Origin of the sequence: Serratia sp. CY81684 (assembly GCF_052166595.1) — a bacterium.
In the GTDB taxonomy this organism is placed as follows: Bacteria; Pseudomonadota; Gammaproteobacteria; order Enterobacterales; family Enterobacteriaceae; genus Serratia; species Serratia nematodiphila.
Window position 1 is genome coordinate 426,529 of record NZ_JBJNOO010000005.1, and the last position, 24,106, is coordinate 450,634.

The following is a 24,106-nucleotide window of genomic DNA, read 5'->3' on the forward strand; positions in this document are numbered from 1 at the left end:
GCCATGAGTTTATTGACCGGTTTTGAACAACCGATAGACCAATCGCAGCACGCTTTCCGTTTGATTCTTAAAGCCTTGAGCGAACCGGGCCACCGGGTGACGTTGCCGGTCGGCCCGGCCTGGGCGCCGCTGAACGCCGCCAGCACCGCCGCGCTGCTGACGCTGGCCGATCAGGAAACGCCGCTGCAGCTGTGCGCTGCGCTCAATAGTGAGCAAGTGCTAACCAACATTCGTTTTCACAGCGGTGCGCCGCTGGCCGCCACGGCGCAGGAGGTCTGCTTTGCCCTGTTCGATGAGCACGTTCAGGCCGCCGATCTGCAGGCGTTGCCGCACGGCACTGAAATCTCGCCGGAATACGGCGCTACGGTCATCGTGCAGCTCGGCGAGCTGGAGAACGGCGCCGCGCTGCGCCTGACCGGCCCCGGCATCGAGAGCCAACGCCTGATCGCACCGCGCCTGCCGCCGGCGCTGCTGGATTATCTGGTCAACCGCCCGCAGCGCTTCCCGCTGGGGCTGGATATTTTGCTGACCTGCGGCGATCGCCTGCTGGCGATCCCGCGGACCACCCGCGTGGAGGTGTGCTGATGTACGTAGCGGTAAAAGGGGGCGAAAAAGCCATTGAGGCCGCCCACCAGCTGCAGGAACAGCTGCGGCGTGGCGACGAGGCGCTGCCGGCGATCGGCGCGGAACAAATCGAACAGCAGCTGGGGCTGGCGGTGGATCGGGTGATGACCGAAGGCGGCATCTACGATCGCGAGCTGGCGGCGCTGGCCATCAAACAGGCCAGCGGCGATCTGGTGGAGGCGATTTTCCTACTGCGCGCCTATCGCACCACCCTGCCGCGCCTGGCGGTCAGCGAGCCGCTGGCCAGCGAAAATATGCGGCTGGAACGGCGCATCTCGGCGGTTTACAAGGACTTGCCCGGCGGGCAGGTGCTGGGGCCGACCTACGACTACACCCACCGGCTGCTGGACTTCGCGCTGCTGGCGGAAGGCGAGGCGCCGCGCGCGCCGCAGGCCGACGAACCGCTGCCGGACAACTGCAGCCACGTGTTCGATCTGTTGTGTCGCCAGCAGCTGGCGCACGAGGAACAGGACGACGGCAGCGCGCCGGACGACATCACCCGCAACCCGCCGGTTTACCCCTGCTCGCGCTCGGCGCGCCTGCAGCAGCTGGTGCGCGGCGACGAAGGCTTCCTGCTGGCGCTCGGCTACGCCACCCAGCGCGGCTACGGCCGCAACCACCCGTTCGCCGGCGAGATCCGCACCGGCCACGTTTCGGTGGAGATCGTGCCGGAAGAGCTCGGTTTCGCTATCGATATCGGCGAAATCCTGCTGACCGAATGCGAAATGGTCAACGGCTTCGTCGATCCCAAGGACCACCCGCCGCACTTCACCCGCGGTTACGGGCTGGTGTTCGGCCGCGCCGAACGCAAGGCGATGGCGATGGCGCTGGTGGACCGCGCATTGCAGAGCCCCGACTACGGCGAAGGCGTCGCCGGCCCGGCGCAGGACGAAGAGTTCGTGCTGGCCCACGCCGACAACGTCGAGGCCGCCGGCTTCGTCTCCCATCTCAAGCTGCCGCACTACGTCGACTTCCAGGCCGAACTGGAGCTGCTCAAGCGGCTGCGACAGGAATATAGCGAGCGTCAGGAGGCCCGCGATGAGTGAAGTATTGACCGGCTATAACCTCGGTTATCTGGACGAGCAGACCAAGCGCATGATCCGCCGCGCCATCCTCAAGGCGGTGGCGATCCCCGGCTATCAGGTGCCGTTCGGCGGCCGCGAAATGCCGATGCCCTACGGCTGGGGCACCGGCGGCATTCAGCTCACCGCCAGCGTCATCGGCCGCGCCGACGTGCTGAAGGTGATCGACCAGGGCGCCGACGACACCACCAACGCGGTGTCGATCCGCCGCTTCTTCCAGCGCGTCGCCGGGGTGGAAACCACCGAACGCACGCCGGAGGCCACGCTGATCCAGACCCGTCACCGCATTCCGGAAACCGCGCTGCGCGAAGACCAGATCCTGATCTATCAGGTGCCGATCCCGGAGCCGCTGCGCTTTATCGAACCGCGCGAAACCGAGACCCGCAAGATGCACGCGCTGGAGGAGTACGGCGTGATGCAGGTGAAGCTGTACGAGGACATCGCGCGCTACGGCCATATCGCCACCACCTACGCCTACCCGGTGAAGGTCAACGATCGCTACGTGATGGATCCGTCGCCGATCCCGAAATTCGACAACCCGAAAATGCACATGATGCCGGCGCTGCAGCTGTTCGGCGCCGGGCGCGAGAAACGCATCTATGCCCTGCCGCCGTTCACCAAGGTGGAGAGCCTGGACTTCGACGACCATCCGTTCAGCGTGCAGCAGTGGGACGAACCCTGCGCGCTGTGCGGCTCGCGCCACAGCTATCTGGACGAGGTAGTGCTCGACGATCGGGGCAACCGCATGTTCGTCTGTTCGGACACCGACTACTGCCGGCAGCAGCTGGCGCAATCTTCGCAAGAGGCGCAGCACTGATGACTTCCACCCCTTTGAGCACCACCCCGCTGCTGTCGGTGAACCGGCTCACCCACCTGTACGCCCCCGGCAAGGGCTTCAGCGACGTGTCGTTCGACATCTACCCCGGTGAAGTGCTGGGCATCGTCGGCGAATCCGGCTCCGGCAAAACCACGCTGCTGAAGTCGATCTCGGCGCGGCTGGCGCCGCAGCGCGGGCAGATCCTTTACCGCCCGCAGGCGGACCAGGAGCACGACCTGTACGCCATGGCGGAGAGCGATCGCCGCCGCCTGCTGCGCACCGACTGGGGCGTGGTGCACCAGCACCCGCTCGACGGGCTGCGGCCGCAGGTCTCCGCCGGCGGCAACATCGGCGAGCGGCTGATGGCCATCGGCCAGCGCCACTATGGCGACATTCGCCGCCAGGCCGGCCAGTGGCTGGAAGACGTCGAAATCCCGCTGTCGCGCCTCGACGATCTGCCGACCACCTTCTCCGGCGGCATGCAGCAGCGGCTGCAGATCGCCCGCAACCTGGTCACCCACCCCAAGCTGGTGTTTATGGACGAGCCGACCGGCGGGCTGGACGTGTCGGTGCAGGCGCGCCTGCTCGATCTGCTGCGCAACCTGGTGGTGGAGATGCAGCTGGCGGCGGTGATCGTCACCCACGATCTTGGCGTGGCGCGGCTGCTGGCCCACCGCCTGCTGGTGATGAAACAGGGCGAAGTGGTGGAGAGCGGCCTGACCGACCGGGTGCTGGACGATCCGCACCATCCTTACACCCAACTGCTGGTTTCTTCGGTGCTGTCGTAACCCAAGGCGATAACAGATGACTATGCAAATTCGAGTTGAACATCTCAGTAAAACCTTTGTGCTGCATCAGCAGTACGGCACCCGCCTGCCGGTGCTGCACGACGCCAACCTGACGGTCCACGGCGGCGAATGCGTGGTGCTGCACGGCCACTCCGGCAGCGGAAAATCCACCCTGCTGCGCTCGCTGTACGCCAACTACCTGCCGGACAGCGGCCATATCTGGATCAACCACCAGGGCGACTGGCTGGACATGGTCAGCGCCGATGCGCGCCAGATTCTGGCGGTGCGCCGCCATACGCTGGGCTGGGTCAGCCAGTTCCTGCGGGTGATCCCGCGCATCAGCGCGCTGGAGGTGGTGATGCAACCCTTGCTGGAACAGGGCGTCGAGCGCGCCGAGTGCCGCGAACGCGCCGAAGCGCTGCTCGCTGCGCTCAACGTGCCGCCGCGCCTGTGGCCGCTGGCGCCGTCCACCTTCTCCGGCGGCGAACAGCAGCGGGTAAACATCGCGCGCGGCTTTATCGTCGATTACCCGATCCTGTTGCTGGACGAACCGACCGCCTCGCTCGACAGCCGCAACAGCGCGGCGGTGGTGCAGCTTATCGAACGCGCCAAGGCGCGCGGCGCGGCGATCGTCGGCATTTTTCACGATGAAGGCGTCCGCCGACAGGTCGCCGACCGGCTTTATGACATGCAGGCGCCGCAGGCGCTGGAGGCCCTCTGATGATCGTCAATAACGTTAAGCTGGTGCTGGATGACCAGGTGGTGCAAGGCTCGCTGGAGATGCAGGATGGCGTGATCCGCAGCTTCGCCGACGGCCCGAGCCGGCTGCCGCAGGCGCTGGACGGCGACGGCGGCTGGCTGCTGCCGGGGCTGATCGAGCTGCATACCGACAACCTGGACAAGTTTTTCACCCCGCGCCCGAACGTCGACTGGCCGGCCCATTCGGCGATGAGCAGCCACGATGCGCTGATGGTGGCCAACGGCATCACCACGGTGCTGGACGCGGTGGCGATCGGCGACGTGCGCGACGGCGGCCACCGGCTGGAAAACCTGCAGAAGATGATCGACGCGGTGATCCACAGCCAGCGCGCCGGGGTGAACCGCGCCGAGCATCGGCTGCACCTGCGCTGCGAGCTGCCGCACGAGAGCACCCTGCCGCTGTTCGAACAGCTGATGGACAAACCGGGCGTGTCGCTGGTGTCGCTGATGGACCATTCGCCGGGCCAGCGCCAGTTCGCCTCACGCGAAAAATACCGCGAATATTATCAGGGCAAATACCACCTCAACGACCAGCAGATGAGCGAGTACGAGGAGCAGCAGGTCGCCCTGTCCGCCCGCTGGGCCGCGCCGAACCGCGAGGCGATCGCCGCCCACTGCCGCGCGCGCCGCATCTCGCTGGCCAGCCATGACGACGCCACCGCCGCGCACGTGGCCGAGTCCTGCGCGCTGGGCAGCGCGATTGCCGAGTTCCCCACCACCGAGGCGGCCGCCCGCGCCTCGCACCAGCAGGGCCTGCAGGTGCTGATGGGCGCGCCAAACATCGTGCGCGGCGGTTCCCACTCCGGCAACGTGGCGGCGCACCATCTGGCGGCGCTGGGGGTGCTGGACATTCTCTCTTCCGATTATTACCCGGCCAGCTTGCTGGACGCGGCGTTTCGCCTCGCGGCGGACGAGCGCAACGCCTACGATCTGCCCCAGGCGGTGCGCATGATCACCCGCAACCCGGCGCGGGCGCTGGATCTGCAGGATCGCGGCACCCTCGCCGAAGGATTGCGGGCGGATCTGGTGCTGGCGCGGCCGCACGGCGAGCACGTTTACGTGCAGAACGTGTGGCGTCAGGGCAGGCAGGTGTTCTGATGGCGCGGCTCATCTATCTGATGGGGCCTTCCGGCGCAGGCAAGGACAGCCTGCTGGCCGCGCTGCGGGCCGACGCCGACCGCGCGCCGCTGGTGGCGCACCGCTACATCACCCGGCCGGCGGACGCCGGCTGCGAGAATCACATCGCGCTGAGCGAACCCGAATTTCTGCGCCGCCGCGCCAAGGGGCTGTTCGCGCTCGACTGGCAGGCCCACCAGCAGCGCTACGCGTTCGGGATCGAAGTGGATCTTTGGCTGCTGCAGGGGATCGACGTGGCGGTCAACGGTTCGCGCGCCCACCTGCCGCAGGCGCAGCAGCGCTACGGGGCGCAGCTGCTGCCGGTGTGCCTGCAGGTCAGCGCCGCGATCCTGCGCCAGCGCCTGCAGGATCGCGGGCGGGAAAGCGCCGAACAGATCGAGCAGCGGCTGGCGCGGGCGGCGGAATATCAGCAGAGCCTGCCCGCCGGCTGCCGGGTGCTGCACAACGACGGCCCACTCGACGACACCCTGGCGGCGCTGCTGGCGCTGCTGCCGACCTCTACCCGACAAACTCAGGACGCGACGCCATGAACGACTTCGCCCAGCCGAAAATCGGCGACAACGTGACCCTTAACCGCACCCGGCTCGGCCAGTATGTGCACCTGGCCGACGATGCGATCCTGGAAGAGGTGGAGATGGGGGACTACTCCTACACCGCCGGGCACAACCAGATCTTTTACGCCACTATCGGCAAGTTCGTCTCCATCGCCTCCTATGCGCGCATCAATCCCGGCAACCACCCGACCTACCAGCGCATCGCGCAGCACCACTTCACCTACCGCGCTTCCGAATACGGGCTGGGGGAAGATGACGCAGCGTTCTTCGACTGGCGGCGCGAGCACCACGTCACCGTCGGCCACGACGTGTGGATCGGCCATAACGCCATCCTGATGCCGGGCGTCAGCGTCGGCAACGGCGCGGTGATCGGCAGCGCGGCGGTGGTCACCAAAGACGTGGAGCCCTACAGCATCGTCGCCGGCGTGGCAGCCAAGAAGATCGGCATGCGCTTTGACGACGCGCTGATAGAACGCATCGAACGCAGCCAGTGGTGGCACTGGGATCACGCCACGCTGCAGGCGCGGCTGGCGGATTTTCGCGACATTAACCGCTTTGCGCAGAACTACCTTTAACGGAGGGGAGCGATGCAACTGACCTTTCTCGGCACCGGCGGCGCGCAGCAGGTGCCGGTGTTCGGCTGCGACTGCCCTATCTGCCAACGGGCGCGGCGCGAGCCGGCATTTCGGCGGCGTGCGTGCAGCGCCATGCTCAACTATCAGGGGGAAACGACCTTATTGGATGCGGGATTACCGGCTTTGGAGCGGCGGTTTTCGGCGGGGCAAATTCAACGTTTTTTACTGACACATTACCACATGGATCACGTTCAGGGGTTATTTCCTTTGCGTTGGGGGTGCGGAAATTCCATTCCGGTATATGGCCCGCCGGATGAACAGGGCTGCGACGATCTGTTCAAACACCCCGGCATTCTGGCGTTTCAGCCGCCGCTGGCGCCCTTCGCCACCGTCGAGCTGGGCGGCATGCGCATCACCCCGCTGCCGCTGCAACACTCCAAACTGACCCACGGCTATCTGATCCAGGCGGGGGGCGCTGCGCTGGCCTACCTGACCGACACCGTCGGCCTGCCGCCGGCCACCGCCGACTATCTGCAGAACGTGGCGCTGGATCTGCTGGTGCTCGATTGCAGCCTGCCGCCTCAGCCGCAGGCGCCGCGCAACCACAACGATCTGACCCGCGCGCAGGAGACGCAGCGGTTGCTGCAGCCCAAACGCACGCTGCTGACGCACATCAGCCATCATCTCGATCTGTGGCTGCTGGACCACGAGCTGCCCACCGGGCTGGAGCTGGCGTTCGACCACCTCAGCGTCAGTCTCGGTAGCAGTGCAGCCGATCCGACTCCAGCACCCTGACCCCTTCGCCCGGCGTGAACGCCTGCTGCAGCAGCGTTTGCGCCACGTCTTTGGCGGCGACCGCGCGCCATTTGCCGGGCAGCAACCTGAACAGCGGCAGCGTGAGGCGCTCCATCAGGCGCGGCGCAGGGCGATCCCCCACCAGCATGGAAGGCCGCACCAGCGTCAGGCGCGGCCAGCGCTGTTCGCGCAGCGCCTGCTCCATCTCGCCTTTGGTGCGGTTATACAGGAAGGTGGAATCCGCGTTGGCGCCCAACGCGCTCACCACCAGACAGTGCTGCGCCCCCAACCGGCGGCCGGTCAGCGCGCTCTCCACCACCAGTTGGTAATCGACGTAGCGGAAGGCATCGGCGCTGCCCGCCGCCCGGCGGGTGGTGCCCAGGCAGCAGAACACCAGATCGACCGGCTGCTGCAGGCCGCTCAGCAGCTCGAACAGCGCATCGCCGACCGGATTGGTCAGCTTGCCGTGCGGCGGCAGCGGCGTGCGCGTCGGCGCCACGATGGCCGTTATCTGCGGATCGCTTTGCAACCGCTGCAGCAACTCGCGCCCCACCAGCCCGGTTGCGCCGACTAACAGTGCTCGCGCCATGCGATCTCCCGTTGTAATGGCTATCTCGACTTAAAGTATAGACCGCGCCCAGTGCAGCTTCTTGCCGAAGCCGAGGGTGTTGTCGGTCATCTTCACCTCGTGCAGATCCAGCCGCCATACCGAGGCCTTCATCGCCCTGGCGATCGGGAAGCGCTTGCAGTAACGCGCGCGCGCCGCCTCGGCCTCTTCGCCACTCAGCAGCACCGCCTCGGCGCGGTACTGCACGCCGCGGATCAGCGCGATGCTTTTCGGCTTCGGTGCGATGGTGCCGACCACCCGGCCGTTGTTCAGCATCAGCCCGCCGTGGCGGGTGTGCGGTTCGGTCATCAGCCACAGCGCCATCGCCGCGGCGTCGAACACGTAAAAACAGTTGGCGCACCACATGTCGAGGCCGTCGCTGGCGCACAGCGTCAAGACGTGTTGTTTACCGATAAAATCCGCAATCTGTTGCCGTTGTTCTGGGGTATTCAAGGTTACTCGCCTCCCTGTTCACTCACTTCATCTTACCCTGCGTTGTTGAGGCGAGTCACAAATAATGATAATCATCAAAAACCGCGTGTGAATACAAAACCATTATATTTGAATTTTTACCCAATCCAGCATAAAGCAGATTGATAACATAAATAACACAATGCGGATTTATTTGATCGTTATGCAGCCGGTTATTTGACCGCTTTTTTTATTCCTTCTCAGGCGGCATCAAAATTAAGCGCTCAAGGCCCGCGAACATTAGCAATTCATTTACATGCCAACCTCTGCGTCTGGATGATACTTATGCAACACATTGCATAACCGGTGAATAGTTATTTATCAAAACCGGCGTTTATGTGATTCTCATCACAATTTTTAGTGCGTCTTGCGCTAAAATAGCGCCATCTTTTCACTCAGCAAGGTGGATTAGAAAATGGAAAACAATAACCGAAAAATGGCGCACATCAGGCGTACAACCCATATTATGATGATGGCTCATCGCAGCTGCTTTAGCTTCGCATTCTTCAACTACAGATAACCCTCCCCCTCGCTCTTACGCCGTTGTTAAGAGTGTCTTTGCGTTTCACTTTATTCTCCGCACTCCGGTGATAATGTCTTTTTCTCGCTAAGCGGGAAGGGCACGCAATACATTTTTAATTTCGGCCAAGCGCATCCAGGATAAATAAAACAGCGAACACAGTTAATGCCTTTCGGCATCACTGGGTTCTCGCACACCTTTATTTTCGTGAAGGCGTTAGCGGCAAATGAAATTATTTGCCGGCGGAATGCCTTTGCCTGAAGAATGAGAAAAATGAAAAAATTAAAAATTGCCGCCAACACCCAAACCCTCGGCTGCTTTGAAACTGAACGCGACATCGTCGATGTGCATCACAGCGATTTCAATGACGTCGCCGCCATCGTGCTGTCGGTAGACGACGTCGCGCAAGGCATGGTGGCGCGCATCGAAGAACACGGCCTGAACATTCCGCTGTTCGTCGCCGTCTGCTGCGAAGAAGAGCTGGATAACGCCGTACTGCCGGCGCTGCACGGCGTGTTTGAACTGTGCGGCAAGAATACCCAGTTCTACGGCAAACAGCTGGAGGCCGCCGCCGCCAAATATGAGAGCGAGCTACTGCCACCATTCTTCAACACGCTGACGCAATACGTAGAAATGGGCAACGCCACCTTCGCCTGCCCCGGCCACCAGGGCGGCGAGTTCTTCCGCAAACACCCGGCGGGCCGCCAGTTCTTCGACTTCTACGGCGAAACGCTTTTCCGCTCCGACATGTGCAACGCCGACGTCAAACTGGGCGATCTGTTGATCCACGAAGGCGCGCCTTGCGCCGCGCAGCAGCACGCCGCCAAGGTGTTCAACGCCGACAAGACCTACTTCGTGCTCAACGGCACCTCGGCCTCGAACAAGGTGGCGACCAACGCCCTGCTGACGCGCGGCGACCTGGTGCTGTTCGACCGCAACAACCATAAATCCAACCACCACGGCGCGTTGATCCAGGCCGGCGCTACGCCGGTTTACCTGGAAACCGCCCGCAACCCGTTCGGCTTTATCGGCGGCATCGACGCGCACTGCTTCGACGAACGCTACCTGCGCCAACAGATCCGCGAAGTGGCGCCGGAACGCGCCAACGAAGCCCGCCCGTTCCGCCTGGCGATCATCCAGCTCGGCACCTACGACGGCACCATCTACAACGCCCGCCAGGTGGTCGACAAGATTGGCCACCTGTGCGACTACATCCTGTTCGACTCCGCCTGGGTGGGCTATGAGCAGTTCATTCCGATGATGAAAGACTGCTCGCCGCTGCTGCTGGAACTGAACGAAAACGATCCCGGCATCATCGTCACCCAGTCGGTGCACAAACAGCAGGCCGGTTTCTCGCAGACCTCGCAGATCCACAAAAAAGACAAGCACATCAAGGGGCAGAGCCGCTACTGCAACCATAAGCGCTTCAACAACGCCTTTATGCTGCACGCCTCCACCAGCCCGTTCTACCCGCTGTTCGCCGCGCTGGACGTCAACGCCAAGATGCACGAAGGCAAAAGCGGCCAGCGCCTGTGGCAAGAATGTGTGCGCGTGGGCATCGAAGCGCGCAAAATGCTGCTGGATACCTGCACGATGATCAAACCGTTCGTGCCGGATCAGATCGACGGCAAGCCTTGGCAGGCCTATGACACCGCGGCGATGGCCAACGATCTGCGCTTCTTCAACTTCGTGCCCGGCGAGAAGTGGCACGCCTTTGAAGGCTATGCCGAGTCGCAGTACTTCGTCGATCCGTGCAAACTGCTGCTCACCACGCCGGGCATCGATACCGCGACCGGCAGCTACAGCGAGTTCGGCATCCCGGCGACCATTCTGGCCAATTACCTGCGCGAAAACGGCATCGTGCCGGAAAAATGCGATCTCAACTCGATCCTGTTCCTGCTGACGCCGGCGGAAGACATCGCCAAGATGCAGCATCTGGTGGCCCTGATCGCCCGCTTCGAGAAGCACATCGAGCAAAACTCATTGCTCAGCGAGGTGCTGCCTGCGGTCTATAAAAACCACCAGCAGCGCTACAAAAACTACACCATCCGCCAGCTGTGCCAGGAAATGCACGACCTTTACGTCAGCTATGACGTTAAAGAACTGCAAAAAGAGATGTTCCGCAAAAGCTATTTCCCACGCGTGGTGATGAACCCGCAGGACGCCAATACCGAGTTCGTGCGCGGCAATGTGGAATTGGTGTCGCTGGCCAAGGCCGAGGGCCGCATCGCCGCCGAAGGCGCCCTGCCTTACCCACCAGGCGTGCTGTGCGTGGTGCCCGGCGAGATTTGGGGCGGCGCCGCGCAGCGTTATTTCCTGGCACTGGAAGAAGGCATCAATTTATTGCCGGGATTCGCACCGGAATTGCAGGGCGTTTATATCCAACAGGATGAGGACGGCTGGAACCGCGCTTACGGCTACGTCATGAAAAATTAATCACCTTACGGGGCGGTGATTATTCTCGCCGCCCGGATCGCATCCTAAAAGAGAAAATGATCATGAGTAAGTCCAATAATAAAATGGGGGTCGTGCAATTAACGATCCTGACCGCCGTGAACATGATGGGTTCCGGCATAATTATGCTGCCGACCAAGCTGGCCGAAGTGGGCACGATTTCGATCGTTTCCTGGCTGGTGACCGCCGTCGGCTCGATGGCGCTGGCCTACGCCTTCGCCAAATGCGGCATGTTCAGCCGTAAATCCGGCGGCATGGGCGGCTACGCTGAATACGCCTTCGGTAAATCAGGCAACTTTATGGCGAACTACACCTATGGCGTTTCGCTGCTGATCGCCAACATCGCCATCGCCATTTCCGCCGTCGGCTACGGCACCGAGCTGTTTGGCGCTACGCTCAGCCCGCTCGGGATCTGTATCGCCACCATCGGCGTGCTGTGGCTTGCGACCGTCGCCAACTTCGGCGGTGCGCGCATTACCGGCAAAATCAGCGGCATCACCGTCTGGGGCGTGATCATTCCGGTGGTGGGCATCTCGGTCATCGGCTGGTACTGGTTCAGCGGCAGCGCCTACGTCGCCGCCTGGAACCCGCATCAGGTGCCGACCTTCGAAGCCATCGGCGCCTCGATCTCGATGACCTTGTGGGCATTCCTGGGGCTGGAATCCGCCTGCGCCAACACCGACGTGGTGGAAAACCCGGAGCGCAACGTGCCGATCGCCGTACTGGGCGGCACCCTCAGCGCGGCGGTGATCTATATCGTTTCGACCAACGTGATCGCCGGCATCGTGCCGAACATGGATCTGGCCAACTCCACCGCCCCGTTCGGGCTGGCGTTCTCCCACATGTTCAACCCGACGGTCGGCAAGATCATCATGGCATTGATGGTGATGTCCTGCGTCGGCTCGCTGCTCGGTTGGCAGTTCACCATCGCGCAGGTGTTCAAATCCTCCGCCGACAGCGGCTTCTTCCCGAAAATCTTCTCCAAGCTGAGCAAGGCCGACGCGCCGGTTAAAGGCATGCTGACCATCGTCGTCATCCAGAGCGGTTTGTCGCTGATGACCATCAGCCCATCGTTGAACAAGCAGTTCAACGTGCTGGTGAACCTGGCGGTGGTGACCAACATCATCCCGTACATCCTGTCGATGGCGGCGTTGGTCATTATTCAGAAAGTGGCGAAGGTGCCGGACAACAAGGCGCGCATCGCCAATATCATCGCCGGCATCGGCGCGCTGTACAGCTTCTATGCGCTTTACAGCTCCGGTGAGGAAGCGATGATGTGGGGCGCCATCGCCACCTTCCTCGGCTGGACGCTGTACGGCATCGTCTCGCCGCGCTTTGAGCTGGCGGGAAAAAAGGGGTAAAGCGGTAGGGCACCGGCGGCCGGGGGGTGGGATTGTGATGGGGCGCAATATCACCTCATCGCAACCCTGGCCAGCCGACGCTCTCTGTCGCCCACGCCGCTCTAGTGACTGGAATGACTCACTCTCTTTCTTACTCTCGGGCTTTATTATCAGTAAATCCAAGCCACCAAGCATAATTCCTGTTCACTACCGCCATTCATAAATAAAAATCATCAAAACATCATTGATACCGCTTATATAAATCCATTTAAAACAGCGTTCTCGCTTCGTCATCCCATGTGCGCCAACGCCTTTACCATGAATAAAACCCCTTATTTAATATGTCGTTATGATGATTAATGCCGTTTTGCAGGGACTTTATTTCCCGAACGCCTAAGCACTTTCTATCATCTGCTCTGCTTTCCGGCGGTGCTATGATCACCGTTGATTTACAACCAATCACCGGATCATCATCGGAATAAACGGCCAATTATTCACCCCGGAAGTCACGTGACGAGGTTTATATGAAAAACAATGAAAAACTCATTGTGAAAGCAGAAGAGACTCAACTGCCAAAAGATGTGGTTTATGCATTCTTGATGAACACGGCAAAGGAAGACGTCACCAATGCCGCCATGCGTCTTATCGATGAAAACGCGGTTTATACTTCCCTGAACTTTGAAAACAAAGAGCTCAAACAGATCGAGCCCTGGGCGGGCACTTCTCAAGGGCGACAGGTTTACATCGATACCTTTTCAAATGTCGGAACTTACTGGGAAATAAACGACTTCACGATCGGTGACATTCTTGCCGACGGAGGCACCGTGGCCGTATTTGGTCAATTCACCTATACCTCAGTAGCGTTAGGCCATCAGTTCACCTCTCCTTTCGCAATAAAAGCGCAGGTCAAAGACGGAAAAATCGTTTATTTCCAGTTTATGGAAGACACCTATGCTTCCGCGGCTTCATTCCGCGTCAGTGGCGAGTGGACAATTCAGCATCATAAAGGGGAGGAAAACAAATTTACCGTGGGTGTAAAATAATCCCTTATCGTCAAGACGGAATAAACAAACCGTTCCGCCAGTGGTGAAATCCATCGTTAAATCGTGACAAAATAGAGATGCCGCGCTTAGCTATGGCGGCCTGATGTCATCTCTACCCTTGCACAGGACCCCAATGATGGACTTACCCCACTGGTATCTCTATATGCTGCGTTTACCGAGCGGCATGCTGTATACCGGCATCACCACCGACGTGGCGCGCCGCCTGGCGCAACATCAAGCCGGCAAAGGCGCCAAGGCGCTGCGCGGTAAAGGGGAGCTGACGCTGGCGTTTCACTGCCAGGTGGGGGATCGCTCAACGGCGCTGAAGCTGGAATACCGCGTCAAACAGCTGAGCAAAATACAAAAAGAGCGGCTGGTGAATCACCCGCCGCTGTCGTTGGAGTATCTATTGCCGGTCGTTAAAAGCGATTAAACGGCGCCGAAAAAGCCACTTCGCCGCTGACGCCATTCAGGGCGTCTTCCGCCAGCGGATACACCTGGAATGCGCTTTCCGTGTTCGGCCAGCGACAATTCAGACCATAGGCGGCGGCCGGTTTGAAACCGAAGCGGCCGTAATAGGCCGGATCGCCCAGCACCACCACCGCGGCGTAGCTGAATTCGTTCAGCGAATCCAAGCCTTCGTACACCAGCTTTTCAGCCAGCCCCTGACGGCGCAGGCTTTCGTCTACCGCCAGTGGCGCCAGCGCCACCCATTGGCGGTCTTCGCCGGCCACGTCTACCGGGCTGAACGCGGCGTAACCCACTACCCCGCCTTCGTCGTCAGTGGCGACCACGCCCAGCGTCAGCAGGCCGTCTTCGCGCAGCTGCTGCACCAGATCGGCTTCGTCGTCGCGGCCAAAGGCGCGGCGCAGCAAGGCATCGATGCCCGCCGCGTCTACCGGGATCTCTACGCGGATCAGCATGATACCGCCACACGGGAAGCCGACGCCGTGCCCTCCTGCAGCCCTGCTTCGACAAAATCAGCCAACTGCAGCAGCCCCATGCGCAGCGGCGCAGGCATGCTTTCCAGCTCGATGGCGTCCATCAAATTTTTCACATACAGGCCCAATTCGGTATCCCCTTCAATCTGCAGCCGACGCTGAAAGAACAGCGTATCCGGATCTTGCTTGCGCGCCGCGATCAGGATCAGATCGTTGGCGTCGCCGCTGAAGCTGACGTCCGCTTCGGCGTGCTGGCTGACCACCAGTTTGTCGTTTTCTACCGTCATAAACCATTGTAGCGCCAGATCGCGAACTTCGATCTTTAACCAGCGCGATTCGAGAAATTCCAGATCGCCATCCGCCAATGCCTGGCGGAACTGCCAGCTCAGCACCTGCTGCAGCAGCTGGCGCTGCAGGGCGAACGGCGTGAATTTCAGCGGGATGCGCAGCAGCGACGGCCCCTGGCGCACAAGACGTGCTCGTAGTTGTTCCAACACGGTCATCCACTCCTTTCAATACGGACTACCGCTATTTTGCCACACTGGCGCGCGGCTTCAGCGGTCTATATCAACAAATAGTGCATTTCACCGCCATGTTTATCAATACGCCATAAGCTGCCCCAAATCAAAACCTGTGTGCGCCCCTTTGCCTAAAATGGCCTCCCCGATTCGCGTTTGCCGGCAGAACACCGCCGCCGGCAATCTTTAAAGACAGCGTGCGCCCGGCCGGGCGCACGGCTAAGCCAGGATAAATCTATGGAGCTGCTTTGTCCCGCCGGCAACCTGCCGGCCCTGAAGGCCGCGGTGGATAACGGCGCCGACGCCGTTTACATCGGTCTGAAAGACGATACCAACGCGCGCCACTTCGCCGGCCTTAACTTCACCGAGAAAAAGCTGCAGGAAGCGGTCGATTACGTGCATCGCCACGGCCGCAAACTGCATATCGCCATCAACACCTTTGCCCATCCCGACGGCTACGCCCGCTGGCAGCGCGCGGTGGATATGGCTGCCCAGCTGGGCGCCGACGCGCTGATTCTGGCGGATCTGGCGATGCTGGAATACGCCGCCCAGCGCTACCCGCAGCTGGAGCGCCACGTTTCGGTGCAGGCCTCCGCCACCAACGAAGAGGCGATCCGTTTCTACCAACGCAACTTCGAAGTGGGCCGGGTGGTGCTGCCGCGCGTGCTGTCGATGCACCAGGTGAAACAGCTGGCGCGCACCAGCCCGGTGCCGCTGGAAGTGTTCGCCTTCGGCAGCCTGTGCATCATGGCCGAGGGGCGCTGCTACCTCTCCTCCTACCTGACCGGCGAGTCGCCGAACACCGTCGGCGCCTGCTCGCCGGCGCGCTTCGTGCGCTGGCAGCAAACCCCGCAGGGCATGGAGTCGCGCCTGAACGACGTGCTGATCGACCGCTACCAGGACCACGAAAACGCCGGTTACCCGACGCTGTGCAAGGGCCGCTATCTGGTGGACGACGTGCGCTACCACGCGCTGGAAGAGCCCACCAGCCTCAATACGCTGGAGCTGCTGCCGGAGCTGCTGGCCGCCAACATCGCCTCGGTGAAGATCGAAGGCCGCCAGCGCAGCCCGGCTTACGTCAGCCAGGTGGCGCGCGTCTGGCGCCAGGCGATCGACCGTTGCCAGGCCAATCCCGCCGCCTACCGCGCCGACGCCGCCTGGATGGAGACGCTGGGCGCGATGTCCGAAGGCACCCAGACCACGCTGGGCGCCTATCACCGCAAATGGCAGTAGCCGGAGGAAACATGAAATACGCACTGGGGCCGGTACTCTACTATTGGCCGAAAAACGACATCGCGGCGTTCTATCAGCAGGCAGCGGAGAGCAGCGCCGACATCATTTACCTCGGCGAGAGCGTCTGCACCAAGCGGCGCGAGATGAAGGTCGGCGATTGGCTGGCGCTGGCGCGCGAGATCGCCCACAGCGGCAAACAGGTGGTGCTCTCCACGCTGGCGCTGCTGCAGGCGCCGTCCGAGCTGAATGAGCTGAAACGCTATGTGGAAAACGGCGAGTTCCTGTTTGAAGCCAACGATCTGGGCGCGGTGAACATGGCGGCGGAACGCGGTCTGCCATTCGTCGCCGGCCATGCGCTGAACTGCTACAACGCCTATACCCTGCGCCTGCTGCGCCGCCAGGGCATGATGCGCTGGTGCATGCCGGTCGAACTGTCGCGCGATTGGCTGGCCAACCTGCTGACGCAGTGCGACGAGCTGGGCTTCCGCCACGATTTCGAGGTGGAGGTGCTGAGCTACGGCCATCTGCCGCTGGCCTATTCGGCGCGCTGCTTCACCGCCCGCTCGGAGAACCGCGGCAAGGACGAGTGCGAAACCTGCTGCATCAAATATCCGCAGGGCCGCATGATGCGCTCGCAGGAGCAACAGCAGGTGTTCGTGCTCAACGGCATCCAGACCATGAGCGGTTACTGCTACAACCTCGGCAACGAGCTGCCGAGCATGCAGGGGCTGGTGGACATCGTGCGGCTGTCGCCGCAGGGCGCCGAGACGCTGGCGCAGATCGACACCTTCCGCGCCAACGAGCGCGGTGAGCAGCCGCTGGCCTTGACCGACCACGCCGACTGCAACGGCTACTGGCGCCGGGTGGCGGGGCTAGAGTTGGTGTCTTAACGAGGACAGTGCCGGCGGCGGGCGCTGCCGGCACTGTTTATTTATCAAGATTAATGCGCTCATCTCCACCGTGGAACCAATGGAATAAACTTACACACATCAGGCAGCAGCTTCTGATACCAAAATAAGTGAAAACCGCGATGGCCGCATCTACCAAATGTTCTCCGTATGAAATAATACTCAGTGAGGAGAACGAGACAAGTAACATACTCAACGTTAGCGCAATCATATTACACAGCGGGTTTAAAAGACGTCTGTTAACCATAACCCACCCTCTATTTTTGACACTCTAAAAGCGATTTACTCATCACCAGCGACATTGCCCATTAACGCTATTGGCGTTTTTATTCCCACCCAAGGCACCACCGTTATTCTTATTATTCCCGGCAGGGCTGTTATCTGCGCAAGAGACCGCCCCCCATTAAGCCACCGGCAACCGCCATACCCATCATCCCTGGCGGGCCGCCGGAAAAACCGGTAAATGCGCCAATGATAATGCCCATTCCAACCTGATTGGCACAAGAGTTTGACGCACCTCTGCTTGGCCTGTCACGATCGCCGCCGTTATTTCCATCGCCACAACCGCCAATCAATTTCATCTCATCAAAATCAAGCGATCTTATTGTTGACATATTATTCCATCCTTTAAATAACATGTTATAGATAAAGTTAACGCCAACCATTAATTCCCTAAGCAGGCAAGCAATTACAATTACCAAAATCAACATAACAGATCAAATTAAAAATAAGAGTAGACGTCCCGCTAAATAAATCACCTTAAACATATCAATAATACGAAATAATAAAGGCGCCGAAAATGGCGCCTTTATTTATCCCCTACGCCCGCCGTTTCCTGAACATCCCGCGCAGCGCCACGCTGTTGCGCAAGAAACCGACGCCGAAGCCCAGCAGGGTATAGACCACGCCGAGCACCAGCATCATGGCGACGTCGCCCCACACCTCATTCAGCGACAGCCCCATCTGGTTGACGCCGGCGATCGCCTTGGTGCCCCAGGTGGAGGGAATGCTGTACGAGATGGCGCGCACCCAGGCCGGCATCGACTGCAGCGGCCAGATAGTGCCGGACAGGTAGAAGATCGGCGTGGTGATGAACGCCAGCGTCAGGTAGATCATCTCGACGCTGCGCAGACATTCTGTCACCAGCTTGCCCAGCCCCAATACCGCCAGCAGGAACGGGAAGGTCAGCAGCAGCAGTTCGGCGATGTTCGCCGTCTGCCTATAGCCCAATACCCACGGCCACAGCACGAACAACACGATCGACAGGAACAGCCAGATCGGCAGCAGCGCCGTCAGCCCGCCGAGATGCGCCGCCAGCGGCGCCTTGCCGCCGGGCATGCTCTTCATGGCGATATTGACGCGGATACAGGCGATCAGCAGCGAGTGCTGCAACAGCATCACCAGCAGGCCGGGGAAGATGATCGCCGCAAAGCTGATGCCGGGATTGAACACGTCCAGCGTTTGCCCCAGTATCGGCGTCAGCAGTATCTGCGCCTGCCGTTCGCTGAAGCCGCTGCGCAGCAGCAGCCCGTTGTTGTATTGCGTCAGCAGCTGCTGATAGGCCGCCACCACGTCCTGCTGGATCTGGCCATTGGCCAGGCGGTTGGTGGCGTCGCCGTACATCGGCACCACGATGTTCTGCCCGCTGAGGATCTTCTTCTCCAGATCCACCGGCATGATGATCACCGCAAACAGCTTGCGCCAGCTGAGATCGCGCTGCGCCTGTTCCAGGCTGTCGTAGGTTTCAATCGCGATCTTAGAGGTAGCGTCCAGTTGGCGGATCAGCTGCCGGCTGGCGGTGCTGTGATCCTGATCGATCACGCCCACCGGCAGATCCCACACCGTGCGGTTGGCGTACACCAGGCTCATGATGCACAGCGACAGGATCAGCATCAGCCACACCGGCCGCTCCAGCATGCCGAGCAGCACCTTAACGAAGGTTTGCCAATAGAGCTTCATCCGGCACTCCCCTCTTTTGCCAGCCGCGCCGGCAGGCGATTGCGCACCAGCAACGCGGCCACCAGCGGATAGACCGCCAGCAGCGCGCACACGCTGAAGATGGCGCTGGCGTGCACCTGCCGCAGGAACACGTCAAACATCGCGTACAGCGCGTGGGTCAGCGGTTCGATGTTGGAAATGATGCGCGCCGGCAGCGGCATCGACAGCTCAGGCACCGCCATGCCGGAGAAGGTCATTGCAATACTGACCAAAATACCGATCAGGCTGTAGGCGGTGATGGTGCTGCCGGTAAAGGTGTACAGCAGCAGGCCGATGCTCTGCGCCGCCATCACATAGAACAGGCCGATCATCAGCATAAACAGCGGGTTGCCGCTGACGCGGGCGTCAAAGATGCCCACCAGCGCCGCGATCTCCACCATCAGCAGGGTGGTGAAACACAGCGTGTACGGCGCCAGCTTGCCGAGCAGCGCCAGGCTGAACGGCTTGGCCTGCAGCAGCGACTTGCTGCGCGCCAGCACATAGATCATGCAGGTCACCGCGAACAGCTGCAGCAGGTGGATGGTGGCGGCGAACTGCTGGTAATAGATATAGCTGCCGCTGGCGTTGAACAGGCTGCCGTAGGAGAGCGTCACGTCCGCCAGCGGCGGCAACGTTTTGCCCATCTCGGTGGCGATGATGCTGCGGGTGCTGGCGTTGATTTCGTTCATCAGGCCGCCGAAGTCCTGGGTGGAGTACAGCCCGGCGCCGTAAAACAGCGCGTTGTAGTACATCACCACGCTCGGCTGTTTGCCCGACAGCGCATTGGCCTCAAAGTCCGGTGGGATATACAGCAACGCGTAATCCTGCGCGCTGCGCAGGCGGCTCAGTGACTCCGGCAGCCCGCCGCCGTATGCCTCGACGTGGGCGTGCGACCCGGCGTCCAGCCGGCGCGTCAGCGATTTGGACAGCGGGCTGTGATCGCTGTCCACCACCGAGACCGGCAGATCGAGCAGCGTGCCTTCGGAGAAGTTGCTGCTGATCAGCGCAAACAGGATCAGCGGAAAGATCCAGCTCAGCCAGTGCACCACCGGGCTGCGAAAGGCGACGCGACACTCTTTGTCGAACGCGTGACTGAAGCAGCGCCAGCCGGCCCTTACTCTTTCCATTGCCATAAGGTGCTCATCCCCGGACGCAGGCCGTCCACCGGCTGTGACGGATACAGGCGCACTTCGAAGGTTTTCAGGTCGAAGTCGCCGGTGGCGCGGGTGGCGCGTTTGGTGGCGTAATCCCCCAGCGGCGCGATGTAACGCACCTCGGTGTCGATCATTTTGTCCTTCAGCGCCGGCACCCGCAGCTTGACCTTGTCGCCTTTGCGCACGTGGGCCAGGATGTCTTCACGCAGGTTAAACACGAAGTAAGCGTCCGGCACCCGGATCAACGTCACCAGCGGGCTGCCGGCGTTCAGCAATTCGCCCACTTCGGCCGGGATCGGCCCCACTTCGCCGTCCACCGGCGCTTTCACCTGCAGATCATCGCTCTGCGCCTGGATCTGCAGCAGGTTCTCTTCCGCCGCCCGCAGCGCCGCCGCATATTGCTGCCGCTGCTCGACGCGGTCGCCGTTGATGCCTTCATCCAGGTTGGCCTTGGCGGCCTGCACCTGCTGGAAGGCGGTGTCGCGCGACCGGCGCGAAGCGTCCAGCTCGGACTTCGAGATATAGCCCTTGCCGGCCACGCTCAGGTTACGGTTGTAGTCGTTTTGCGCATTGCGGTACTGCGCCTCGGCCTGCGCCAGGTTGGCGCGCAGGTTGCGGATGCTCTCTTCACGGGTGCCGTGCAGCGACAGCTCGAGCTGCGCTTTGGCCTCGTCGCGCGTCGCCTGCGCGGAACGCAGCTGCGCCATCAGTTCGGGGCTGTCGAGTTGGATGATCAGCTGGCCGCTTTTCACGTCATCGCCGCGTTCGATCAGGCGTTCAACAACCCGGCCTTTCGCCTTGGATGCGACGATCACTTCGGGGGCATCCACTTCACCCTGCAGTAACAGATCCTGATTGTGCGCGCGGAACAGGATCGCCAATGCGATCGCCACCATCATCAGCAACAGGGTAAACAGCGTCTTTTTTTTCATTATATCGGCTCCCGGAACGGTAAGCGGCGGGCGGGGATCATCATTTCCATGTCTCAAATTGCTCCAAAAAACACCATTGCACTCATGAGGATATCACAAGCACATATCTCCTCTTTTATAACTATAAATTGGATTATGCTTTTAACACTAAAAAGCATCTTTTTTCGGCCTTTTAGTATGCAGATTCCTGCAATCGCCCTTTAAGCGATCCACTCTCTGATGGACGATGTCATGACTGAACACACTGCCGTACCGCTTTCGGTACTGGATTTATCGCCAATCCCGCAAGGGGCCAAGGCGCGCGACGCTTTCCACTGTTCGCTGGATCTGGCGCAACACGCCGAACGCTGGGGCTACCAGCGCTACTGGCTGGCCGAGCACCACAATATGACCGGCATCGGCAGCGCCGCCACCTCGGTGCTGCTGGGCTATCTGGCCGCCGGCACCCAGAGCATTCGCCTCGGCTCCGGCGGCGTAATGCTGCCGAACCATGCGCCGCTGGTGATCGCTGAACAGTTCGGCACGCTGGAATCGCTCTACCCCGGCCGCATCGATCTGGGGCTGGGCCGCGCGCCCGGCACCGATCAACGCACCATGATGGCGCTGCGCCGCCACCTGTCCGGCGATGTGGATACCTTCCCGCGCGACGTGCAGGAGCTGCAAAACTATTTCTGCGACGCGCAGCCCGGCCAGCCGGTGCAGGCGGTGCCGGGCCAGGGGCTGCATGTGCCGCTCTGGCTGCTCGGCTCCAGCCTCTACAGCGCACAGCTGGCGGCGCAGCTCGGCCTGCCGTTCGCCTTCGCTTCGCACTTCGCTCCGGATATGCTGTTCCAGGCGCTGCAGCTGTACCGCGAGAACTTCAAACCCTCCAAACAGCTGGCGCAGCCGCACGCCATGGTGTGCGTCAACGTGATCGCCGCCGACAGCGACCGCGACGCGCGCTTCCTGTTCAGCTCGATGCAGCAGCAGTTCATCAATCTTCGCCGCGGTTCGCCCGGCCCGCTGCCGCCGCCGGTGGATAACATCCACGCGCTGTGGACCGCCGGCGAGCAGTACGGCGTCGAACAGGCGCTGCGGATGTCGATCGTCGGCGATGAAAAAACGGTGCGTCACGGGCTGCAAACGCTGCTGCGTGAAACCGATGCCGACGAGATCATGGTCAACGGCCAGATCTTCGATCATCAGGCGCGGCTGCGTTCGTTCGAGATCGTCGCCGGCGTGAAGGGCGACATCGTGAAGGGCTAAAAAGCGAAAAGGCGGTGGGAACCCCACCGCCTCGGCGTTAACGCTGGATCAGATAGCGGATGGTCGGCCCGTCCTGCTGGATATCCAACACCTTGTAGCCGTGGTTGCGCGCATCGAGCGGGATGTTGTTGATCGACTGCGGGCAATCACTGATCACCTCCAGGATCTCCCCCGGCTTCAGCTGCGGCATCGCCTCCAGCGTCGCCACCGCCGGGTACGGGCAAGGCTCACCCAGCATGTCCAGCCGGTAGTCCGGCACTATCGTCGTCTCTTTCATGGCATGCTCCTCAAATTCACCACCTGCGCCTCAGGCCGGGCGCGGAAAAAGCGTTTCTCCCACCACAGCATGGCGGCGAAGGCCAGCGCCAGCAGCAGGTAAGTCACCAGCAGGCCGCCGATCGGGCCGAAGGTATCGAGCAGGTTGATCTTGTCGTAGTCGGTCGCCAGCGCCGGCGCCAGGTCGTCCCAGTAATAGGCCAGCAGCGTAGCGCCGATGATGTTGCCCAGCCCCACCCACCAGTAATGCACCTGCCCTTCCACGGCGCGGTACATCCAACCGGTCTCGCAGCCGCCGGCCAGCACGATGCCGAAGCCGAACAGCAAACCGCCCAGCACCGCATTCGGGCCGGCCCACATGATCTTCGGCGCCACGCCGAGCTGCACATAGCTGAAGATGCCGATGGCGCTCACCGCCATGCCGATGATGATGGCTTTCGCCATGTGGGTGCGGCCGGTGATCCACAGATCGCGGAACGCCGAAGTGAAGCAGATCTGCGCGCGCTCGATCAGCAGGCCAAAGCCGATGCCGAACAGCATGGCGATGCCGAGCTTCGGCGCATCGAACAGCGTCCACAACGACCAGGCCACCGCCAGGCCGAAGATCGCCATCCCCAACCGGAAGCGACGGCGCGCCTGCTCAGGCTTCTGCGTCAGCGGCGCGGCGGCCTTCACCTTTTGCAATTTGACCGGAATGCGGAACATCGGCAGCAGCGTGAATTTGGCGCCGAAGTAGGAGCCGGCGGCGGTCGCCAGCGCGAAGAACCAGGCGTGCAGCGAAAACTGCGGAATGCCGGTGAAGAACGCCGCCAGGTTGCAACCCATCGCCAGGCGCGCGCCGAAGCCGGCTATGATGCCGCCCAGCAGCGCCTGCATGATGCGAATGCGGTGCTGCGGCTGACGCAGTTTGATGTTGTTGGCCCACAGCGCGGCGGCGATGCAGCCGGCGAACATGCCGATGATCATGCGCCCGTCGATGCGCTCCAGCGGCGTGCCCTGCAAACCGATGACCTTGAAATAGCCCCATTGCTCGGGGTGCAGGCCGAACCACTGCAGCACATGGCCGCCCCAGCGGGTGAACTCGCCGGTCACCGCCCAGAAGGTGCCGGTCATGCCGAAGTAGTAGGTAGAAAGGATCCCGGCGGCGATCACCGCCGGCAGCGGCGCCCAAAAGCGCACCAGGTATTGAGATTTAAACTGCTGCCAACTCATGGCATCTCCCGTGCATATCATCCGTAAGAAAAAACCTTATGAATGATACGTCATTCAGGGGCGTTTGACGGCAACTTTCAGGCATAAAAAAACCAGCCCGCAGGCTGGTTTTTCAGAGCGCTTCACCGCGAACGGCGAATCAGC

27 protein-coding genes are annotated in these 24,106 nt (G+C 61.4%); 17 read left to right on the forward strand and 10 right to left on the reverse strand.

The window, feature by feature from the left end:
* Window positions 1–3 precede the first annotated feature (3 nt).
* From phnH to phnP, 9 genes are read left to right on the forward strand one after another with little or no spacing between them, the layout of a single operon-like run.
* Entirely contained in the window at window positions 4–585 is a 582-nt protein-coding gene (phnH, locus tag ACJ8QF_RS20000; protein WP_442537799.1) for a phosphonate C-P lyase system protein PhnH, read from the forward strand.
* Window positions 585–1,670, forward strand: a complete 1,086-nt coding sequence (locus tag ACJ8QF_RS20005) for a carbon-phosphorus lyase complex subunit PhnI (protein WP_176326116.1) — start codon at window positions 585–587, stop codon at window positions 1,668–1,670. Before phnH ends, ACJ8QF_RS20005 begins: the two co-directional genes overlap by 1 nt.
* Window positions 1,663–2,523, forward strand: coding sequence for an alpha-D-ribose 1-methylphosphonate 5-phosphate C-P-lyase PhnJ (locus ACJ8QF_RS20010; protein WP_004933420.1), 861 nt, complete (start codon window positions 1,663–1,665; stop codon window positions 2,521–2,523). The genes ACJ8QF_RS20005 and ACJ8QF_RS20010 overlap by 8 nt, the downstream gene beginning before the upstream one ends.
* Window positions 2,523–3,311, forward strand: a complete 789-nt coding sequence (gene phnK, locus ACJ8QF_RS20015) for a phosphonate C-P lyase system protein PhnK (RefSeq protein WP_016929302.1) — start codon at window positions 2,523–2,525, stop codon at window positions 3,309–3,311. The genes ACJ8QF_RS20010 and phnK overlap by 1 nt, the downstream gene beginning before the upstream one ends.
* Window positions 3,312–3,327: 16 nt before the next feature.
* Window positions 3,328–4,032, forward strand: a complete 705-nt coding sequence (phnL, locus tag ACJ8QF_RS20020) for a phosphonate C-P lyase system protein PhnL (RefSeq protein ID WP_033631640.1) — start codon at window positions 3,328–3,330, stop codon at window positions 4,030–4,032.
* Window positions 4,032–5,168 (forward strand): alpha-D-ribose 1-methylphosphonate 5-triphosphate diphosphatase, encoded by a 1,137-nt coding sequence (phnM, locus tag ACJ8QF_RS20025; RefSeq protein ID WP_015376433.1) that lies wholly within the window; start codon window positions 4,032–4,034, stop codon window positions 5,166–5,168. The genes phnL and phnM overlap by 1 nt, the downstream gene beginning before the upstream one ends.
* Window positions 5,168–5,737 (forward strand): ribose 1,5-bisphosphokinase, encoded by a 570-nt coding sequence (gene phnN, locus ACJ8QF_RS20030; RefSeq protein WP_021504235.1) that lies wholly within the window; start codon window positions 5,168–5,170, stop codon window positions 5,735–5,737. Before phnM ends, phnN begins: the two co-directional genes overlap by 1 nt.
* The gene (locus tag ACJ8QF_RS20035) at window positions 5,734–6,336 is read left to right on the forward strand and encodes a DapH/DapD/GlmU-related protein (protein ID WP_442537800.1); all 603 of its coding nucleotides are present in this window, start codon (window positions 5,734–5,736) and stop codon (window positions 6,334–6,336) included. The genes phnN and ACJ8QF_RS20035 overlap by 4 nt, the downstream gene beginning before the upstream one ends.
* Window positions 6,337–6,348: 12 nt before the next feature.
* The gene (phnP, locus tag ACJ8QF_RS20040; protein ID WP_442518767.1) at window positions 6,349–7,131 is read left to right on the forward strand and encodes a phosphonate metabolism protein PhnP; all 783 of its coding nucleotides are present in this window, start codon (window positions 6,349–6,351) and stop codon (window positions 7,129–7,131) included.
* Here phnP and ACJ8QF_RS20045 read toward each other — a convergent pair.
* Window positions 7,088–7,720, reverse strand: coding sequence for an NAD(P)H-binding protein (locus ACJ8QF_RS20045; RefSeq protein WP_286093765.1), 633 nt, complete (start codon window positions 7,718–7,720; stop codon window positions 7,088–7,090). The two genes, phnP and ACJ8QF_RS20045, sit on opposite strands and share 44 nt — an antisense overlap.
* 30 nt (window positions 7,721–7,750) lie before the next feature.
* A complete protein-coding gene (locus ACJ8QF_RS20050; protein WP_174158630.1) occupies window positions 7,751–8,191 on the reverse strand; it encodes a YhbP family protein in 441 nt (146 codons plus the stop codon).
* A gap of 433 nt (window positions 8,192–8,624) precedes the next feature.
* On the opposite strand from ACJ8QF_RS20050, the gene speFL reads away from it, so the two are divergent.
* From speFL to ACJ8QF_RS20075, 5 genes are all read left to right on the forward strand, one after another.
* A complete protein-coding gene (gene speFL / locus ACJ8QF_RS20055; protein ID WP_004933443.1) occupies window positions 8,625–8,729 on the forward strand; it encodes a leader peptide SpeFL in 105 nt (34 codons plus the stop codon).
* Between the two features lie 273 nt (window positions 8,730–9,002).
* A complete protein-coding gene (gene speF / locus ACJ8QF_RS20060) occupies window positions 9,003–11,165 on the forward strand; it encodes an ornithine decarboxylase SpeF (RefSeq protein WP_015376427.1) in 2,163 nt (720 codons plus the stop codon).
* Window positions 11,166–11,227: 62 nt separating this feature from the next.
* A complete protein-coding gene (potE, locus tag ACJ8QF_RS20065) occupies window positions 11,228–12,544 on the forward strand; it encodes a putrescine-ornithine antiporter (protein ID WP_028127578.1) in 1,317 nt (438 codons plus the stop codon).
* A gap of 503 nt (window positions 12,545–13,047) precedes the next feature.
* Window positions 13,048–13,566 carry a nuclear transport factor 2 family protein gene (locus tag ACJ8QF_RS20070; RefSeq protein ID WP_004933453.1) on the forward strand — a complete coding sequence of 173 codons (519 nt, stop codon included), beginning with the start codon at window positions 13,048–13,050 and terminating at the stop codon, window positions 13,564–13,566.
* Window positions 13,567–13,702: 136 nt separating this feature from the next.
* Window positions 13,703–13,999: a GIY-YIG nuclease family protein gene (locus ACJ8QF_RS20075; RefSeq protein ID WP_154870273.1), complete on the forward strand. Its 297-nt coding sequence runs from the start codon at window positions 13,703–13,705 to the stop codon at window positions 13,997–13,999.
* Here ACJ8QF_RS20075 and ACJ8QF_RS20080 read toward each other — a convergent pair.
* Both ACJ8QF_RS20080 and ubiT read right to left on the reverse strand, forming a co-directional pair.
* Window positions 13,986–14,489, reverse strand: coding sequence for a GNAT family N-acetyltransferase (locus ACJ8QF_RS20080; protein WP_154870204.1), 504 nt, complete (start codon window positions 14,487–14,489; stop codon window positions 13,986–13,988). The genes ACJ8QF_RS20075 and ACJ8QF_RS20080 overlap by 14 nt on opposite strands.
* Window positions 14,483–15,004, reverse strand: a complete 522-nt coding sequence (gene ubiT, locus ACJ8QF_RS20085) for a ubiquinone anaerobic biosynthesis accessory factor UbiT (protein WP_039567957.1) — start codon at window positions 15,002–15,004, stop codon at window positions 14,483–14,485. The genes ACJ8QF_RS20080 and ubiT overlap by 7 nt, the downstream gene beginning before the upstream one ends.
* A 258-nt stretch (window positions 15,005–15,262) precedes the next feature.
* Here ubiT and ubiU point away from each other — a divergent pair, with 258 nt between their 5' ends.
* Together ubiU and ACJ8QF_RS20095 are read left to right on the forward strand one after the other, a co-directional pair.
* Complete coding sequence (ubiU, locus tag ACJ8QF_RS20090) at window positions 15,263–16,258, forward strand: ubiquinone anaerobic biosynthesis protein UbiU (protein ID WP_033631633.1); 996 nt, start codon at window positions 15,263–15,265, stop codon at window positions 16,256–16,258.
* 11 nt (window positions 16,259–16,269) lie between these two features.
* Window positions 16,270–17,148 carry a U32 family peptidase gene (locus ACJ8QF_RS20095; RefSeq protein WP_442537801.1) on the forward strand — a complete coding sequence of 293 codons (879 nt, stop codon included), beginning with the start codon at window positions 16,270–16,272 and terminating at the stop codon, window positions 17,146–17,148.
* 395 nt (window positions 17,149–17,543) lie between these two features.
* Here the strand turns inward: ACJ8QF_RS20095 and ACJ8QF_RS20100 are convergent, their stop codons facing one another.
* The 4 genes from ACJ8QF_RS20100 to ACJ8QF_RS20115 form a co-directional block, all read right to left on the reverse strand.
* A complete protein-coding gene (locus ACJ8QF_RS20100) occupies window positions 17,544–17,876 on the reverse strand; it encodes a hypothetical protein (protein WP_325962624.1) in 333 nt (110 codons plus the stop codon).
* Between the two features lie 109 nt (window positions 17,877–17,985).
* Window positions 17,986–19,125 (reverse strand): ABC transporter permease, encoded by a 1,140-nt coding sequence (locus tag ACJ8QF_RS20105; protein ID WP_004933474.1) that lies wholly within the window; start codon window positions 19,123–19,125, stop codon window positions 17,986–17,988.
* On the reverse strand, window positions 19,122–20,276 hold the full coding sequence (locus tag ACJ8QF_RS20110; protein ID WP_015376418.1) for an ABC transporter permease: 1,155 nt from the start codon (window positions 20,274–20,276) through the stop codon (window positions 19,122–19,124). Before ACJ8QF_RS20110 ends, ACJ8QF_RS20105 begins: the two co-directional genes overlap by 4 nt.
* Window positions 20,258–21,229 (reverse strand): HlyD family secretion protein, encoded by a 972-nt coding sequence (locus ACJ8QF_RS20115; RefSeq protein ID WP_004933479.1) that lies wholly within the window; start codon window positions 21,227–21,229, stop codon window positions 20,258–20,260. Before ACJ8QF_RS20115 ends, ACJ8QF_RS20110 begins: the two co-directional genes overlap by 19 nt.
* A gap of 231 nt (window positions 21,230–21,460) precedes the next feature.
* Here ACJ8QF_RS20115 and ACJ8QF_RS20120 point away from each other — a divergent pair, with 231 nt between their 5' ends.
* A complete protein-coding gene (locus ACJ8QF_RS20120) occupies window positions 21,461–22,474 on the forward strand; it encodes a luciferase-like monooxygenase (protein ID WP_033633542.1) in 1,014 nt (337 codons plus the stop codon).
* Between the two features lie 37 nt (window positions 22,475–22,511).
* Here the strand turns inward: ACJ8QF_RS20120 and yedF are convergent, their stop codons facing one another.
* Window positions 22,512–22,751, reverse strand: coding sequence for a sulfurtransferase-like selenium metabolism protein YedF (gene yedF / locus ACJ8QF_RS20125; RefSeq protein WP_004933486.1), 240 nt, complete (start codon window positions 22,749–22,751; stop codon window positions 22,512–22,514).
* Window positions 22,748–23,962, reverse strand: coding sequence for a selenium metabolism membrane protein YedE/FdhT (gene yedE, locus ACJ8QF_RS20130; protein WP_325962623.1), 1,215 nt, complete (start codon window positions 23,960–23,962; stop codon window positions 22,748–22,750). The genes yedF and yedE overlap by 4 nt, the downstream gene beginning before the upstream one ends.
* Between the last annotated feature and the right edge of the window lie 144 nt (window positions 23,963–24,106).